A 17,141-nucleotide genomic window follows, 5' to 3' on the forward strand; every position below is an offset into this window, starting at 1 on the left:
TGGAGGAATCACCGATGTCGTTGCGAGTCGTCCAATTAAAAACGGAATACGTCGAAAATCCGCTTGGACTAGACGAGAAGAAGCCGAGGCTCTTCTGGCGTCTGGAGTCGGAGGAGCGGGGAGCTTCGCAGAGCGCGTATCGCGTGCTGGTGGCTTCCTCGAAGGAAGCGCTGGATCGCGAAGAGGGAGATCGGTGGGATTCCGGCAAGGTGGAATCGGACCGCTCGATTCATATTGTTTACGAAGGAAAGCCGCTCGTCTCCGAAGGACGTTATTATTGGAAGGTTCAGGTTTGGGACGGGCAGGGCCGGCCGTCGGCATGGAGCGAGACGGCGTTCTGGACGATGGGGCTGCTCGATCGCGGCGAATGGAAGGCAGGGTGGATCGGCCGCAAAACGGAGCCTAACGTGGGCATGCAGCCGTCTCCGTTCGTGCGCAAGTCGTTCGCCGTCGACGGCCAAGTGGCGAGAGCGACCGTCTACGCCACGGCGCTGGGACTGTACGAGCTTCGGGTAAACGGCGAGAAGGTCGGCGATTTGTTCGCGCCGGGCTTTACCGATTACGACAAGCGGGTGCAGGTGCAGACCTACGACGTGACGCCTCTTCTGACCGAAGGGGATAACGCGGTCGGAGCCGTACTCGGAGACGGCTGGTACTGCGGAACCGTCGGCTTCCTGGGCAGCAAGGTGTACGGGGAGCGGCCTTTTTTCCTGCTGCAGCTTCATATTGAGTTGGCCGACGGCACCAAGCGCATCGTCGCGACGGATTCGTCCTGGCGCACGACCCGGGGGCCGCTTCTGTATTCCGACATGATCAAGGGCGAAGCGTATGACGCGCGGCTGGAGCTGGACGGCTGGGATCGGCCCGGCTACGACGATTCGGGCTGGGAGCAGCCGGATGTCCGTCCGGGCTACAACGGTCTGCTGACCGCCTCGCTTGAGCCCCCGGTGCGCATCACCCAGACGATGAGGCCGATTTCCGTGCGCCGCACGGAAGCGGGAACCTACATTTACGATATGGGACAAAATATGGTCGGCTGGACGGAAGTGAAGGTTCGCGGTGCGCGGGGACGGAAGATTACGCTGAGCCATGCCGAAATGCTCAACCCGGACGGCTCGCTGTATTTGGATAACCTGAGGGTCGCCGTACAGCAGGATCATTATATATTGAAGGGCGAAGGCCTGGAAAGCTACGAGCCGCGCTTTACGTTCCATGGCTTCCGCTATGTCGAGCTGATCGGGTATCCCGGCGAGGCGGATCTCGATACGATCGTCGGCAAGGTCGTTCATTCCGATACGCCGCGCAACGGGCGGCTGGAGACGGACGACGAGATGGTCAACAAGCTGTATTCGAACATCGTATGGGGCCAGAGGGGCAACTTCCTGTCCGTCCCGACGGATTGCCCGCAGCGGGACGAGCGCCTCGGCTGGACCGGGGATGCTCAGATTTTTGCCCGAACGGCTTCCTACAACATGGACGTATCCCGTTTCTTCACCAAGTTTATGTGGGACATGATCGATGCGCAGCAGCCGTCGGGCGCCTTCACGGACGTGGCCCCGGACGCCGGATGGATTCGTCACAAAATGTGGAATACCCGGCTCAACTGGTTCGCGCCGGACAATGCGGGCTGGGGAGACGCGGGCGTCGTCATTCCTTGGACGCTGTACCTGATGTACGGGGATACCCGCATTCTGGAAACCCATTATGACGCGATGACGCGCTGGGTCGAATATTTGAAGGCCAACACGGACGGACTGGTCCGCCCGAACTACGCCAACTACGGCGACTGGCTGTCGATCGACGCCGATACGCCGAACGAGGTGCTGGCGACCGCTTACTTCGCCTACAGTACGAAGCTGCTGTCGCGCATTGCCGGAGTACTGGGCAACGCAGACGACGAATCCCGCTACGGGAAGCTGTTCGCCGATATCGCTGCCGCATTCCGCCGCGCCTTCGTCAATGAAGAGGGACGCATTCACGGTGAGACGCAAACCGTCTACGTGCTGGCTTTGCAGTTCGGTCTTCTGGAAGGCGAGCTTCGCGACAAGGCGATCGCCCATCTCACGGCCAACATCCGCGAACGGGGCGACCGACTGTCGACCGGCTTCCTCGGCGTCGGGTACCTGCTTCCCGCGCTGACCGACAGCGGACGGCTCGACGTCGCGTATACGCTTCTTACGCAGGAGGCTTTCCCGTCCTGGATGTATTCGATCAAGCACGGGGCGACGACGATTTGGGAGCGCTGGGACGGCTGGACCGAGCACAACGGCTTCCAGACGCCGTCGATGAACTCGTTTAACCACTACTCGCTCGGCTCCGTCGGCGAGTGGATGTTCCGCTGTATGGCGGGCATCGAGGCCGATCCCGGCCAACCGGGCTTCCGCCATACGATCGTACGTCCGCAGCCGGGAGGAAAAATCAACGAGGCGAAGGCCGAGTATGAGTCTCTGCACGGCCTTGTAACAACCGAGTGGAAACGATCGCCTGACGGAAGCTTCCGGCTTTCTGTGCGCATTCCGGCGAACACCACGGCGACGGTAATTGTTCCGGGCGGCGGGTTCCGCGTAGACGGCCAGTCCGTCGATGAAGCGGCATCCGCGCAAGGCTGGAAGCTGGCCGACCGTACGGCAGGCGCCGCCGCGTTCGAAGTCGGTTCGGGCGAATACCTGTTCGAGAGCGTCCTTGAAAATATCTGATAAAAGGGAAGGGGAAATGAAGGTGAACGCTATTTTCGAACAGTTTCCTTATCGGGTTCCGGCGAACAAACGCGTGCGCGTCATCGTCAACACCGATGCGGCGAACGAGGCGGACGACCAGTATGCAATCGTGCAGGCGCTGCTGACGCCGAAGCTGAACATTCGCGGCTTCGTCGCAACGCATTTCGGTACGCACCGCACGGACAAGTCGATGGAGCAGTCCTTCGACGAAATTAAGCGGATTCTCGAGCTGATGGACATGAGCGGGGATTACCCCGTTTACCGGGGCTCCGTGGGGCGGTTGGACCCCGATGCCCCGATCGTCAGCGAAGGCGCGCAATTCATCATCGACGAAGCGATGCGCGACGACGCGCAGGAGCCGCTGTTCGCAATCTTCCTCGGCGCGATTACCGACCTTGCCGCGGCCTACAAGGCCAAGCCCGAAATCGCCGGAAGGCTGACCGCCATCTGGATCGGCGCCGGCGCTTATCCGCACGGCGGAGAGGAGTTCAATCTGGGCAACGACATCGCCGCGGCGGACCTCGTGTTCGGGTCCGACATTCCCCTCTGGCAGGTTCCGAGGGACGTCTACAAAATGCCGCGCGTCTCGCTCGCGGAACTTGCGGTCAAGGTGAGGCCGTGGGGGGAAATCGGAGAGTATCTGTTCCGGCAGCTGGAGGAATTCAACGTGCTGCCGATTCATTCGCTGAGCTGGCCTCCCGGGGAGTCGTGGAATTTGGGCGATTCTCCGGCGGTATCCCTGCTGATCGACGATCAGAACTTCGATTACGAGCTTCGGCCCGCGCCGGAAATCGGAGAGGATATGAGCTACGCCCATTCCGGGACGCGCAGGCCGATTCGAGTGTACACAAGCGTCGACTCCCGGTTTATTCTGGAGGATCTGTACGCGAAGCTTCAGCTTTTTCACGAGTTGAAAGGTTCCGGTAGGGGCAAATAGGAATAACGAATGGGGCTGTTCCAAAAGTAAAAGAGACGTACCGAACAATTATCGATAGGTGAATGGTAATGGGCATCTATCTCCCTCCGATGCTATACGATCCTGAAATGGGAACAGTAAACCCGTTAAGAGGTAATTTCAGGACCGTATGAGGCAGTCTCCAGGAGATAGATGCCCTTCTTTTTCATCGATAATCTCGTACGTCCCTACTTATGGGACAGCCCCGTTCGCGTGAAGGGGCTGTGCCGTAAAGATCGAGCCCAGGCCAATAAGCTCGCCCGGCGCGCCTATCACTCGCCTCCAGGCCCGGCCCCGGCCGGTAAGCTCGCTCGGCGAGCTTATCACGCGCCTTCGAGCCTGGCCCCGGCTGGTAAGCTCGCCCGGCGAGCATATCACACGTCCCCGGGCTAAGCCCAGGCGAATAAGCGTGCCGGGCGAGCATATCACACGCCTCCAGACCCAGCCCAGGGCAATAAGCTCGCCCGGCACGCCTATCACACGCCTTCAGGCCCCGGGCCCAGCACCCCACGCCGCGTTCATTTCTGATATTCGCGGGGAGTCATGCCGGTCGCCTGCTTGAAGATGCGGCTGAAATAAAACGGATCGGCATAGCCGACCTGCTCGCCGACCGTTTTGACCGGCAAGTCCTTGCGCTGCTTGAGCAGGCGCTTCGCTTCGTTGATCCGCAGCGTGGCGATGTATTTCGAAGGCGCTTCGCCGGCGTGCTTCAAGAAAATCTTGCTTAAATACGCGGAGGAGAAGTTGAACTGCTTCGCGAGCTGCTCCAGGCTGATCTCCTCGTGAAAATTTTCCCGCAAATACTGCTGAACGCGCTGTACCGTTTTCTCGATATCGTTGGCTTCGACGATGGGCTCCTTCGACAGCTGCGCCCGAACGTCGTCCAGTACGTCCGCGAGGTCCTGCTGCTTGACCGGCTTCAGCAGATAGTGCTTGACGTTGAACTTCATCGCCTGCCGGGCATATTCGAAATCGGCGTACCCGCTGGCGATAATGACCGCGGTGCGCGGATAATATTTATGCACTTCTTCGATCAGCTTCAGCCCGTCCATCACAGGCATGCGAATGTCCGTGATAAGCAGCTGGGGCTGCATTCGTCTGACCAGCTCCAACGCTTCCTCGCCGTGCGTGGCTTCTCCGATGACGGAGAAGCTTTGCCCGCTTTGCTCGATTTTGCGGATCAGGCCGCTGCGGATCAGATCCTCGTCCTCGGCGATCACCGTCGAATATTTAATGTCACGCATGCCGAATCACTCCTTGTGCAGCAGCCCTCCGATGCGCACGGACGCGCCGCCCTCCGGAAGGTTACGAACTTCGAAAATTTTGCGCTCGCCGTAAATCAGATTCAATCTTAAATAAATGTTGAGCAGGCCCATGCCGTTCAGCTCCAGCGTCGGGAGGCTGCTTTCCTTCTCCAGCAGGGCCATCTTGTCATGAAGCTGGGCCAGCTTGTCCGGCTCGAAGCCGCCGCCATAGTCCCTCACTTCGATTTGCCAGCTGGCGTCGTCCAAGGCGCCGACGATGTCGATCCGCCAGGGCGGAGCGTGGGAGGTGCCGAATTTAATGCTGTTTTCGACCAGCGGCTGCACGGCCAGCTTGGGCACCATCTGCGTCAGCAGCTCCTCCGGCACGTCAACTCGGTAAGTCAGCCGCTCGCCGAAGCGGATCTTATTGATTTCCAAATAATTGATCGTGTTCGTCAACTCGTCCCCCAGCGGCACCTGCCGCTCCTTGGAGGTAATGTACCGCAGGAAGTCCGACATATGCTCGATCGTCGCGATCAGCGGCTCGTTCATCCGCTGTTCGGCCATTTCCTGAAGATTGGCCAGCGTATTGTACAGGAAGTGCGGATTCATCTGCGACTGCAAGGCGTTGAGCTGCGCTTGCAGGCTCTGGGCCTCGGCCAGCAGCAGGTGGTCCAGCGACTGCTTCAACCGCTCGCTCATGCTCTGGAACGCGTCGTGCAGCTCGTCCAACTCGATGAAACCGCTTTTCATTTTCTGCTGGGCGATAATGTTGGACCCGATATGCTCGAACGAGAAGTTGCGCACCGCGCGCCGAATCCGGTAGATCGGAAACGTGATCTTGTTGGCCGCATAGAAGCTGAGGCCGATGCCGAGCGCAAGAAGCACGAAGGCGGTTCCGAACAGCAAAAACGTAAATTTCCTGAGCGGCTGGAACAGGTCGCTTTCCGACGTCGTCAGAATCGTATACCAGCCCGTCGATTCGGAATAGTGCAGCGACAACAGCTGCTTCTCCCCGGTGACGGGATCGGTGAAAGGAAAGCTGCTGTACAGGTCCGCGCTCTTGTCCATAGGGGCGACCAGGCTGCGGAACGCTTCGTTCCGCTTGCCGTCGTGCTCGAACGGGTAGATGACCCCGCCGTCCCGATTAAGCACGTAAATATGGCCGTTGTACGGATTGTTGCTTTCGAAATCGGCAGCGCTTGCAAAAATGCGGTGCGCGTACTGCTTCACTTCAATGGCCCCGATCGGCACATTGTATTCGTCGTACAGCAGCCGGTAGAGCGAGATGGAGTACTTTCCGACTGCGGAAGAATAATACTTGGACAGCTGCAAATCCAGGTTCGGATCGGAGACGAGCTTGCCGGGCTGCCGCTGCAGCAATTGCTCGATAAACGGCTTGTCCTCCGGGGCGTAGGCTTGTTCCCGGTTGTCGAAGCCGGTTCCGTAGTAACGGCCGTTAAAAGAGTACAGGTAAATTTGCTCGACCAGCCGGGAAGGTCCGATAATGGCGGTCAGTGCGTCCGTCAGCACCTTGGCGTCGTCGTTCTGCCGAATGCGCTGCTGCTGTACGGCGGAATTCGCGCCGGTATCGGGCGCCGGGGTCGTTTGGACCGTCTCGTTGCCGTCCGGCGCTCTGACTTCGGACATGTAACTGGCGAAGCGCTCTTTAACCAGATTGGAGTACATGACGTTCAGGGAAACCCGATTAAGCTGCTCGATCTGCTGAACGAGCTGGTCGCGGATCGAGACGCCGAAGCTTTCCAGCGTGCTCATGGCCTGTCCCCTCAGCTGATTGGTCGTCCAGGAATAGAAGAAGAGAACGAACGTCGCGAATACGATCAGGATAATGGAGGAATACGTCAGGAACAAAGCTGTTTTCATACTTTTGAACATGCTCTCGTACTCCTTGTTGCTAAACTGAACTAAACGTAGTTAAATTATACCTCAACATCTTTCGAATGTAAGCGGTTAAATTTAGACAAGTTTAGGACCGATTATTCTATGGAGGAAAAAAATCAGCCCACTATACTTAAAGTATCATCCATGGATGAACTAGCCGTAAACGAACAGGGGGACTATTCGAATGAAAAAGTGGACGATGACTTTACTTTCCGTATTCGTCGCGATGACGGCCGTGCTGGCCGGATGCGGCGGCAACAACGACAAGGGCGGCAGCGCATCGCCGTCGGCCTCGAGCGGAGCTTCCGAGCAAGGCGGAAGCAAGAAGAACGTGACGCTGACCTACATGGCGAGCCAGGGCTGGATCAAAGATTCCGAGATGGAGCTGGCGAAGAAGTTCGAAGAGGAGACGGGCATTAAAATCGATTTTCAGATCGTGCCTTCCGACCAATATTTCAACGTGCTGAAGACGAAGCTGAACGCGGGCGAAGGCCCGGACATTTTCGGAGGACAGAGCGGCTACAGCGAAATCACGATGAACTACAACGTCGAGAAGAACGCCGTCGACCTGAGCGACCAGGAATGGGTGAAGCGCGAAGATCCGCTGTCCATAGAGCAGCTTACCGCCAACGGCAAAGTGTATGCGCTTACGATCTGGGACACTTACAGCAGCTTCGTGGTCGGATATAACAAGAAGCTGTTCAACGAGCTGGGCCTGGAAATCCCGAAAACGTACGAGGAGTTTAAGAACGCGGCGCTGAAAATCCAGCAGTCCGGCGTTACGCCGATCTACGAGCCGATCGCCGACGGCTGGCACCATGTGCTGTGGTTCTCCGAGCCCGGACCGAACTACGATAAGCTCGAGCCGAATTTGTACGACGATCTGAACGAGAACAAGAAGAAATTCGTCGACAGCCAGGTCATGCTCGATTCCTTGACGCAGCTGAAGGAAATGTACGATCTGGATTTCTTCGGGGACAACACGCTTTCCGATACCGGCTCCGACACGGTAGCCAAGCTGGGCAGCGGCGAATTCGGCATGAGCCTTGTGGCGCAGAGCGTCGCGACGGAGATCGCGGAGGAATACGAGGAATTCGAAATCGAGGACATCGGCTTCTTCCCGATTCCGCTGACGGATAATCAAATCTACTATATCAATCCGGGCGGACCGAGCAAATTCATCTATTCCGGCTCGAAGTACATCGAGGAAGCGAAGCAGTACTTCAACTTCTTGACGAAGCAGGAAAATCTGCAGTTCATGCTGGACAACGATCCGACGATTTCCAACCTGAACTTCCCGGATCTGAAGAACAAATATACCGCAGAACAGCAGAAGCTGTTTGACAGCTATCCGGAGCGCGGAACGGACATTCAGAACTACGTCAACTATGTGAACCCGCAATGGATGGACATCGGCAAGGACATCGTCGCAATGCTGTCCGGCGTCATTCAGCCGATCGACGTGCTCAGAAGCATCGATCAGCGCCGTGCGGAGATGGCCAAGGTGGCGCAGGATCCGAACTGGAAATAAGTCGCCTGTCCGGCGGGAATCGGGGTTGGCAATGGTCGCGAACGCGATCGTTGCCAACTTCATTCTAAAGGGAAATGAGGGAAATTGCGATGAATCGCGCCATATATCCGTTTTACTTCGGCATTGCGACGTTGGTCGTCTATTCGATATTTTTCGTCGTACCGGGCCTTATGGGCATCTACTACTCGTTCACAGACTGGAACAGCTACTCGGACGAGATTCGTTTCATCGGCTTCGACAATCTGGCGAAAATCTTCTCCGGAGAAGCGAAGTATCTCAGCTACATCGAAAATACGCTCGTGTTCACGGTCAGCACGGTCGTGCTCAAGACGGCGCTCGGCTTGCTCTTCGCGATTATGCTGAATGACGGCATCCGGGCGAAGGGACTTCACCGCGTCATGCTGTTCATGCCCTCCATCGTCCCGATGCTCGTCGTCGGCCTGATCTTCAAGTCGATTTTGAATCCTGCCAGCGGACTGCTGAACGAATCGCTGCGGGCGATCGGGCTCGATTTTATGGCGCAGAAATGGCTGACCGACCTGAATTGGGCTTTCAAGTCGATCATCGCCGTGGATATTTGGAAGGGCGTCGGCTACATCATGATCATTTTGCTGGCCGGCTTGCAATCGATCGACAAAACCTATTACGAGGCCGCCGCGATTGACGGGGCGAACTTCTGGCAGAAGCTGACGCGCATTACGATTCCTCTTATCGTGCCGGCGCTCGTGGTCACGACGGTGCTGAACCTGCTGCACGGCCTCAAGGTGTTCGAAGCGGTGTACGTATTGACGAACGGCGGTCCGGGATACGCGACGGACGTCATGTATACGGCAATTTTCAAAGAGTTTTCCACGGGTAATTACGGTATGGGCACGGCGCTGTCTTCCGTCCTGTTCGTCGTGATGACGGTGCTCGGCTACTTTGTCGTACGGCTGATGTCGAGGGAGGGGGACGAACGATGATGAACAAAGTTCTGCTGCCGACGCTGCGCAATGCGTTCGCCTGGATACTGAGCGCGACGATGTTTATTCCGCTGCTGCTCGTCGCCGTCAACTCCTTGAAGACGAAAGCCGAAGCGAACGGAATGAACATGTCGCTGCCGAAGTCGTTCCAGTGGTCGAACTACTCGATCGTTATCGAGGAAGGAAAGCTGATCCAATCGTTCTTCAACAGCCTGCTGTACGCGACCGGCGCGACGATCGGAAGCATTCTTCTCGCTTCGCTGGCCGCCTACGTCTTCTCTCGCAACCGGACCAGGCTGAACAAGGCGATGTACTTCTATCTGATCATGGGAATCGCGATGCCGACCAACTTCGTCACCTTGATGAAGGTGATGCAGTGGACGCATCTGGTCAATACGCAGACCGGCATCATTCTGATGCTGGCGGCGTCCAGCATTCCGTTCAGCGTGTTTCTGATCTACGGCTTCGTCGGCAGCGTTCCCCGCGAGTTGGACGAAGCGGGCATCGTCGACGGCTGCTCGCCGATCCGCCTGTTCCTGTCGGTCGTTATTCCGCTGCTGACGCCGGTGCTGGTAACGGTGGCGATCCTGAACTTCATGGGCTCGTGGAGCGACTTTATTCATCCGCTGTACTTTCTGAACAACTCGGACAAATGGCCGATGACGTTGGCCGTGTACAATTTCTTCGGGCGCTTCCAGGTCAATTGGAACCTCGTGTCGGCGGACATCGTGCTCACGACGCTTCCGGTCATCGTCATTTATTTGCTTGGCCAGAAATTCATTATTTCCGGCATGACGGCCGGTTCGGTCAAAGGGTAAAGAAGGTGAGCAAGCTGCTATCGCAACAGGAAACGGAGCGCGAGGACGGTTCTTGGCAGGTGGTCTGGAGGCAAGCCCGGCAGCCGATGACGCTGGAGGGCCGCGGCGATGCCGTGGAGCTGCTCTGCCTGACCGCGGGCAGAGCGTACGCGGAGCGCGGAGGCTGGAAGCAGGCGCTGCATGCCGGCGACTTTCTGCTCGGCGGGCTGCTCGGCGAACCGACGTCGGTCGTGCCGGCAGCCGCAGTCGGCAGCCGATTGCTGCACGTCCGGCTGCCCGTGGAGCTGCTGCTCGGTCTGCCGCAGGGAGGCAAGCTGCTGGCGATGCTGTATGCGGCGTGCGGCGGCGACGTCATCGGTTCGCGGGCTTCGTGGGCGCAGGCGATGCGGACGGCCGCGGAAGCGCTGGCGGACAAGCCGGAGGGCGGCGATGAATTCGGGGATGCGGGGCGGCATTTGCTTCGATATGCGAAGCTGGTCGAACTGCTGGGCTATCTGTACGAAGGCTTGAGCAGGGAGCGGACGCTGCCCGGTCAACGGGAAGGCGAATTGCGGGGAGTGGACGAAAAGCTGCTGGAAGCGGTCGCCTACATGATCGAGCATGCGACGGGAGATCTCGACATGCCGGCGGTCATTCGCGGAAGCGGGCTGGGCAAGACGCAGTTTTACGAGGAGTTTCGCCTGCTGACCGGCACGAGCCCGAAGCCGTTTATTCACCGTCTGCGCCTTCGCATGGCGACCCGTCTGCTGCGCGCCTCGAATCTGAGCGTCACTTCCATCGCCTACGAATGCGGCTATCGGTCGCTGAACTATTTTCATAAACATTTCAAGGAGCAATACGCGGTTACGCCGCGCGAATTTCGCAATCGGTACAGGTTGAACCAAAGCGCCTCGTAGCGCATCAGGGGTTCAAACCGTCATAGACAGAAAGAGGAGGAGAGATGACCATGATGGCTAACGACAACGCCCAAGCGGGCGAGGCAGCGGCTCGGCAGGCCGTCTCGGCGGCGCACGATCCGCGCAGCGAGTGGTTCACGGAGGCGCGATTCGGACTGTACATTCACTGGGGGCTGTACGCCCTGGGAGCGCGCCACGAATGGATGCGGTCCCGAGAATTTCTGAGCAACGAGGAGTATGAGAAATATTTCCGGCATTTCGACCCCGATCTGTACGATCCGGCGAAATGGGCCAAGCTGGCGGGCGATGCCGGGATGAAATATATGGTGGTGACGACCAAGCATCACGAGGGCTTCTGCCTGTGGGATTCCAAGCTGACCGATTACAAGGCGACCAATACGCCCTGCGGCAAGGATTTGCTGCGTCCGATGCTGGAGGCGTTCCGCGCGGAGGGCATTCGCACCGGGCTGTACTATTCGCTGCTGGATTGGCATCATCCCGACTATACGGTGGACGTCAAGCATCCGATGCGCTATGACAAGGAATACGCGGCGCGGGACGCGCAGCGGAACTGGCAGAACTATGTGGCCTATATGCACGGCCAGACGAGGGAGCTGCTGACGGAGTACGGGGATATCGACGTGCTGTTCCTGGATTTCTCCATTCCGTCCGAGGAAGGCTTCCCGGGAAAAGGGAAAGAAGAGTGGCAGAGCGAGCGATATGTAGAAATGGTGCGGTCGCTGCAGCCGAATACGCTGATTAACGACCGGCTCGGCGTGCCGGGTGACATTACGACGCCGGAGCAGTATCAGCCGCGGGAGTGGATCAAGGTCGACGGCAAGCCGGTGCTGTGGGAAGCCTGCCATACGTTCAGCGGCTCGTGGGGGTATTACCGGGACGAGGAATCCTGGAAGAGCACGGAGCAAATTCTGCGAATGCTGATCGATACGGTGAGCAAGGGCGGCAATTTCCTGCTGAACGTCGGTCCCAACGCGCGCGGCGAGCTGGACGAGCGGGCGGTCGAGCGGCTGGAGGAGATCGGCGTCTGGATGAGAAAGCATGCGCGCTCCATTCACGGCTGCACCGCTGCTCCTTCCGAGCTGCCGGCCTGCCCGGAGGATTGCCGGTTCACGTACAATCCGAAGACGAATCGGCTGTACCTGCATCTGTTCGCATGGCCCTTCAAGCAGATTCATCTGCCGTATTTCTCGGGACGGGTCGAATACGCGCAGCTGCTGGACGACGCTTCGGAAATTCGCATGGTGGAAGGCGAGAAGAAGCTGACGATGGAGGCGGGCGCATTCGACGAGGGCCGTCCGGCCAATATGCTGACGCTGCAGCTTCCGGTCAAGAAGCCGAAGGCGACGATTCCGGTCATCGAGCTGTTTTTGAGAAGCTAGTGCGCGAACGAAAGAGAGGGAGGAGATCACCATGAGTAAAAAATACCGGATGGGCGTCATCGGCCTCGGAGAAGGCCGCAGCATCATGTCGGCCGCGCTGCAAAGCGAGCGATGGGAGCTGGCGCAAGTATGCGATTTGAATGAGGAGCTGTGCCGCCAGCGGGCGCAGGAATTCGATTTTCATCATTGGACGACCTCTTACGAGGAGATGCTGGCCAACGACGACATCGACGTCATCGCGATCTATACGCCGGATCAGCTTCATGGCAAGCATATTATGCAGGCCGTCGAGGCCGGCAAGCACGCGATCTGCACGAAGCCGGTGCTGCCTTCGCTGGACGACGCGGCGAAGCTGCTCGCCTTCATGAAGCGGACGGACCGCAAGCTGTTTATCGGGCAGAGCACGCGGTATTTCGAGCCGATGCTTCATCAGCGCCGGGATTTCGAAGCCGGCCGTCACGGCGAGCTGTCAGTCGTGGAGGCGCATTACATTACGGACGGGCGCTGGTTTCTGGACAAAGGCTGGAGCAGGCAGAAGGGCTTCAGTTGGTTCCACGGCTTCATGATTCACGCGGTCGACCTCGTGCGCTGGTATCTTCCCGACGTGTCGGAGGTGTCCGGCTTCGCGCGGACGAGCGCCAATACGAAGGCGTTCGGGCTGGAGGCTTGGGATTCGCTGCGCTTCGTCGCCCGCAACGAGGCGGGTCAGATCGCTTCGATGGCCGGGGATTACGCGCTGCCTACGCTCGGGCAGCACGCCCAATCGCAGATCGGCTGCGTCCTTCGCGGCACGCAGGGGACGACTCGGGCGGAATATTCGAACTTGACCTATTATACGAATTTTACCGGAGAAGAGCCGAAGGTGCATACTTTCGACGACAAGGAGCCCTACTATTTCCGCTTCGAGAATAAGAGCCACCATGCCGGAGAGTATCAGAACTATATCGAATACTTCGCGGACTGTCTCGATCGGGGCGAGGAGCCGCTGCCGGATGCGCGGGAAGCCGTTCATACGCTGGCGTTCATGGAGGCGATGACCCGAAGCGTTCAGCGCGGAGGACAGCCGGTCAAGCTGGCCGAGGTGATCGCGGAGTACGGACTGTAGAAGCAACGGGGAACGGGAGGCGTCATCGGGATGAAGTTGAGATATAACAAGCCTGCCGAAGCGTGGACGGAAGCATTGCCGGTCGGCAACGGCCGGCTCGGCGGCATGGTGTTCGGCGGAATCGAGCAGGAGCGCGTCAGTCTGAACGAGGATACGCTGTGGTCGGGCTATCCGCGCGACTGGAACAATCCGCGGGCGTTGCAGGTTCTCCCCGAAGTGCGGCGGGCCGTGCTGGAGGAGTGTTACGAGGAGGCCGAGCGGCTCAGCAAGGCGGGCATGATGGGGCCATATACGCAGGCTTACATGCCGCTGGGCGATTGGCATATTCGCTTCTATCACGGCCATTTCGCCGACGGCTACAGGCGTTCTCTGGATTTGGAGGACGCTTGCGCGACGGTCTCCTACGAGATCGGCGGCGTCCGCTATACCCGGGAGCTGTTCGCCTCGCACCCCGATCAGGCGCTGGTGTACCGCATTGCCGTGAATCAGCCGGGCAAGCTCGCCTTGAAGGCGTGGCTGGACAGTCCGCTGCGCTCGACGACGGCCTGGCGGGACGGCGGGGAGGACGAGGCTTTCTTCGCGGTACGGGGAGACTGTCCGTATGAGGTAAGCCCGAACTATGTGCACGATCCCGAGCCGGTCAAGTACGAGGCGGAAGCGAACAGCCGCACGATCTCGTTCGAGGGCCGGCTGGCCTGCCGCGCGGATGCCGGCGCAAAGCTGAGGGTCGACCATACGGGCATCCATATCGAGCAGGCGACGGAGGTCGTGTTTTATTTTGCGGCGGGGACGAGCTTTGCCGGCTTCGATCGGATGCCGGATCGCGAAGCTTATCCTCCGGGCGGACTGGCGGAGCGGCAGCTGCGGGAAGCGGCGGCGAGGCCGTTCACGGAGCTGAAACGGCGGCATGAGGACGATTATCGGCCGCGGTTTCGGCGCGTTCGCTTCCGCCTCGGTTCCGGCCTGCCCGAAGAGGAGCGGGCGACGGACGAGCGGCTGCGGCAGCACGGGGCGCAGGACTCGGGGCTGATCGCGCTGCTCGTGCAATACGGCAGATACCTGCTGCTCGCATCCTCGCGCCCAGGCACGCAGCCGGCCAATTTGCAAGGGATTTGGAATCGGCACATTCGGCCGATCTGGAGCTGCAACTATACGCTGAACATCAATTTGCAAATGAATTACTGGCTGGCGGAAACGGCCAACCTGAGCGAATGCCATGAACCGCTGCTCCGGTTCGTCGAGGATCTGTCCGTCACCGGGGAGGAAACGGCTCGCGTTCATTACGGCTGCAGAGGCTGGACGGCGCACCACAATTCGGATGTGTGGCGGCAGTCCGCGCCTCCCGGCAACTACGGCGACGGCAATCCGTTGTGGGCGAATTGGCCGATGGGCGGCGTATGGCTGTGCCGGCATCTGTGGGAGCATTATTTGTTCACGAGGGACGAATCGTTCTTGCGGCATAAGGCGTATCCGGTGCTCAGGAAGGCGGCGCTGTTCTGCCTTGATTGGGTGCAGCCTAACGGAGCCGGAGAGTATATGACCAATCCGTCTACTTCGCCGGAGCACCGCTTCCGGCTGCCGGACGGCAGAACGCCCGCGCTTACCGTTTCTTCCGCGATGGACATCAGCCTTATCCGCGAGTTGCTGGGTTTCTGCATCGAGGGGGCCGGGTTGCTGGGGCTGGAAGAGCCGCTTTTGCCGGAGCTGCGGGAGGTTCTGGAGAAGCTGCCCGAGACGAAGATCGGCAGCCGCGGGCAAGTTCAGGAATGGTATTACGATTTTGCGGACGAGGACGAAGAACACCGCCACGTGTCTCATCTGTATGATCTGTTTCCCGGTTCCGCATGGGGAGAGAACCGGCAGGCCCATCTGTACGAGGCGGCAAGACGAACGCTGGAGCTGCGGGGAGACGGCGGCACGGGCTGGAGCATCGGCTGGAAAATCGCCCTGTGGGCGCGCCTTCGCGACGGCAACCGCGCATTCGACATCGTGCGCCGTCTGCTGGTCGAAGTCGAGGACGACGGCGTCATGGACTTCCACCGGGGCGGCTTGTACGCGAACCTGTTCGTTGCTCATCCGCCGTTCCAGATCGACGGCAACTTCGGCGCCGCGGCAGGCATCTTCGAAATGCTGCTGCAATCGCACGAAGACCGGCTTGATCTGCTGCCGGCCTTGCCCGATGCTTGGCCGGAGGGAGAGATCGTCGGTCTGAAGGCGCGCGGCGGATTTACCGTCGACATGCAGTGGGAGCGGGGCCGGCTGAAGCGGGCGCTCGTTGCCTCGCCGGCGGATCAGCCGCTGCGCATCGCATATCGGCACCCCGTTCAGGTGCTGTGCGCCGAAACCGGCGAGCCGCTTACCGGGGAAGCCGCTTCGGAGCACACGATTGCCGCGCGACAAGACCGGATCTACGAGATCCGGCCGGTAGATTGAAGGGGGGGCAGGGCAGCGACGAACCGCCGCCGATCGGATAGCTCGCTCTAAGCCTGCCCAGTCGGGTTATAGCGCCGAACCCCCGCCGATCACCCGCTGTAAGCCGACTCAGTCGGGTTACAGCATCAACAAACTGCCGATTACCTGTTCTAAGCCTGCCCAGTCGGGTTACAGCGCCGAACCGCCGCCGCTCGCCTGCTGTAGCGATCGCCCGCTGTAGGCCGACGTAGTCGGGTTGCAGCATCAACAAACTGCCGATTACCTGTTCTAAGCCTGCTCAGTCGGGTTACAGCGCCGAACCCCCGCCGCTCGCCTGCTGTAGGCCGACTCAGTCGGGTTGCAGCACCAACAAACTGCCGATTACCTGCTCTAGGCCTGCCCAGTCGGGTTACAGCGCCGAACCCCCGCCGCTCGCTGTAGGCCGACTCAGTCGGGTTGCAGCATCAACAAACTGCCGATCACCTGCTCTAAGCTTGCGCAGTCGGGTTACAGCGCCGAACCCCGTCGCTCGCCCGCTGTAGGCCGACGTAGTCGGGTTGCAGCATCAACAAACTGCCGATTACCTGCTCTAGGCCTGCCCAGTCGGGTTACAGCGCCGAACCCCACCGATCGCCCGCTGTAGGCCGACTCAGTCGGGTTGCAGCATCAACAAACTGCCGATTACCTGCTCTAAGCCTGCCCAGTCGGGTTACAGCGCCGAACCCCCGCCGATCGCCGCTGTAGGCCGACGTAGTCGGGTTGCAGCATCAACAAACTGCCGATTACCTGTTCTAAGCCTGCCCAGTCGGGTTACAGCGCCGAACCCCCGCCGATCGCCGCTGTAGGCCGACTCAGTCGGGTTGCAGCATCAACAAACTGCCGATCACCTGCTCTAAGCCTGCCCAGTCGGGTTATAGCGCCGAACCCCGCTGGTCGCCCGCTGTAGGTCGACTCAGTCGGGTTGCAGCATCAACAAACTGCCGATTACCTGCTCTAGGCCTGCCCAGTCGGGTTACAGCGCCGAACCCCGCCGATTGCCCGCTGTTGGCCGACGTAGTCGGGTTGCAGCACCAACAAACTGCCGATTACCTGCTCTAGGCCTGCCCAGTCGGGTTGCAGCATCAACAAACTGCCGATCATCTGCTCTAAGCCTGCCCAGTCGGGTTATAGCGCCGACCCTCCGCCGATCGCCCGCTGTA

11 protein-coding genes are annotated in these 17,141 nt (G+C 59.5%); 9 read left to right on the forward strand and 2 right to left on the reverse strand.

Features of this window, described 5'->3' with window-relative positions:
* Positions 1-14 precede the first annotated feature (14 nt).
* Both B0G52_RS13985 and B0G52_RS13990 read left to right on the forward strand, forming a co-directional pair.
* Positions 15-2,696 carry a glycoside hydrolase family 78 protein gene (locus tag B0G52_RS13985; RefSeq protein WP_094045270.1) on the forward strand — a complete coding sequence of 894 codons (2,682 nt, stop codon included), beginning with the start codon at positions 15-17 and terminating at the stop codon, positions 2,694-2,696.
* Between the two features lie 22 nt (positions 2,697-2,718).
* Positions 2,719-3,654, forward strand: coding sequence for a nucleoside hydrolase (locus tag B0G52_RS13990; RefSeq protein ID WP_233162664.1), 936 nt, complete (start codon positions 2,719-2,721; stop codon positions 3,652-3,654).
* Between the two features lie 536 nt (positions 3,655-4,190).
* On the opposite strand, the gene B0G52_RS13995 is transcribed toward B0G52_RS13990, so the two are convergent.
* Positions 4,191-4,916 carry a response regulator transcription factor gene (locus B0G52_RS13995; RefSeq protein WP_094045274.1) on the reverse strand — a complete coding sequence of 242 codons (726 nt, stop codon included), beginning with the start codon at positions 4,914-4,916 and terminating at the stop codon, positions 4,191-4,193.
* A 6-nt stretch (positions 4,917-4,922) separates the two neighbouring features.
* Positions 4,923-6,812, reverse strand: a complete 1,890-nt coding sequence (locus B0G52_RS14000; protein ID WP_094045276.1) for a sensor histidine kinase — start codon at positions 6,810-6,812, stop codon at positions 4,923-4,925.
* A 190-nt stretch (positions 6,813-7,002) separates the two neighbouring features.
* On the opposite strand from B0G52_RS14000, the gene B0G52_RS14005 reads away from it, so the two are divergent.
* The 7 genes from B0G52_RS14005 to B0G52_RS14035 all read left to right on the forward strand — a co-directional run bounded on the left by B0G52_RS14005 (position 7,003) and on the right by B0G52_RS14035 (position 15,963).
* Entirely contained in the window at positions 7,003-8,349 is a 1,347-nt protein-coding gene (locus B0G52_RS14005) for an ABC transporter substrate-binding protein (protein WP_094045278.1), read from the forward strand.
* 89 nt (positions 8,350-8,438) lie between these two features.
* Positions 8,439-9,311 (forward strand): carbohydrate ABC transporter permease, encoded by an 873-nt coding sequence (locus B0G52_RS14010; RefSeq protein ID WP_094045280.1) that lies wholly within the window; start codon positions 8,439-8,441, stop codon positions 9,309-9,311.
* Complete coding sequence (locus tag B0G52_RS14015; protein ID WP_094045282.1) at positions 9,308-10,129, forward strand: carbohydrate ABC transporter permease; 822 nt, start codon at positions 9,308-9,310, stop codon at positions 10,127-10,129. Before B0G52_RS14010 ends, B0G52_RS14015 begins: the two co-directional genes overlap by 4 nt.
* Before the next feature lie 5 nt (positions 10,130-10,134).
* Entirely contained in the window at positions 10,135-11,025 is an 891-nt protein-coding gene (locus B0G52_RS14020; protein WP_094045284.1) for an AraC family transcriptional regulator, read from the forward strand.
* 44 nt (positions 11,026-11,069) lie between these two features.
* Entirely contained in the window at positions 11,070-12,425 is a 1,356-nt protein-coding gene (locus B0G52_RS14025) for an alpha-L-fucosidase (protein ID WP_094045286.1), read from the forward strand.
* Positions 12,426-12,456: 31 nt separating this feature from the next.
* Positions 12,457-13,530 carry a Gfo/Idh/MocA family protein gene (locus B0G52_RS14030; RefSeq protein ID WP_094045288.1) on the forward strand — a complete coding sequence of 358 codons (1,074 nt, stop codon included), beginning with the start codon at positions 12,457-12,459 and terminating at the stop codon, positions 13,528-13,530.
* A gap of 30 nt (positions 13,531-13,560) precedes the next feature.
* Positions 13,561-15,963: a glycoside hydrolase family 95 protein gene (locus B0G52_RS14035; RefSeq protein ID WP_094045290.1), complete on the forward strand. Its 2,403-nt coding sequence runs from the start codon at positions 13,561-13,563 to the stop codon at positions 15,961-15,963.
* Positions 15,964-17,141: the final 1,178 nt, after the last annotated feature.

Source organism: Cohnella sp. SGD-V74, assembly GCF_003001675.1.
Lineage (GTDB): Bacteria > Bacillota > Bacilli > Paenibacillales > Paenibacillaceae > Cohnella.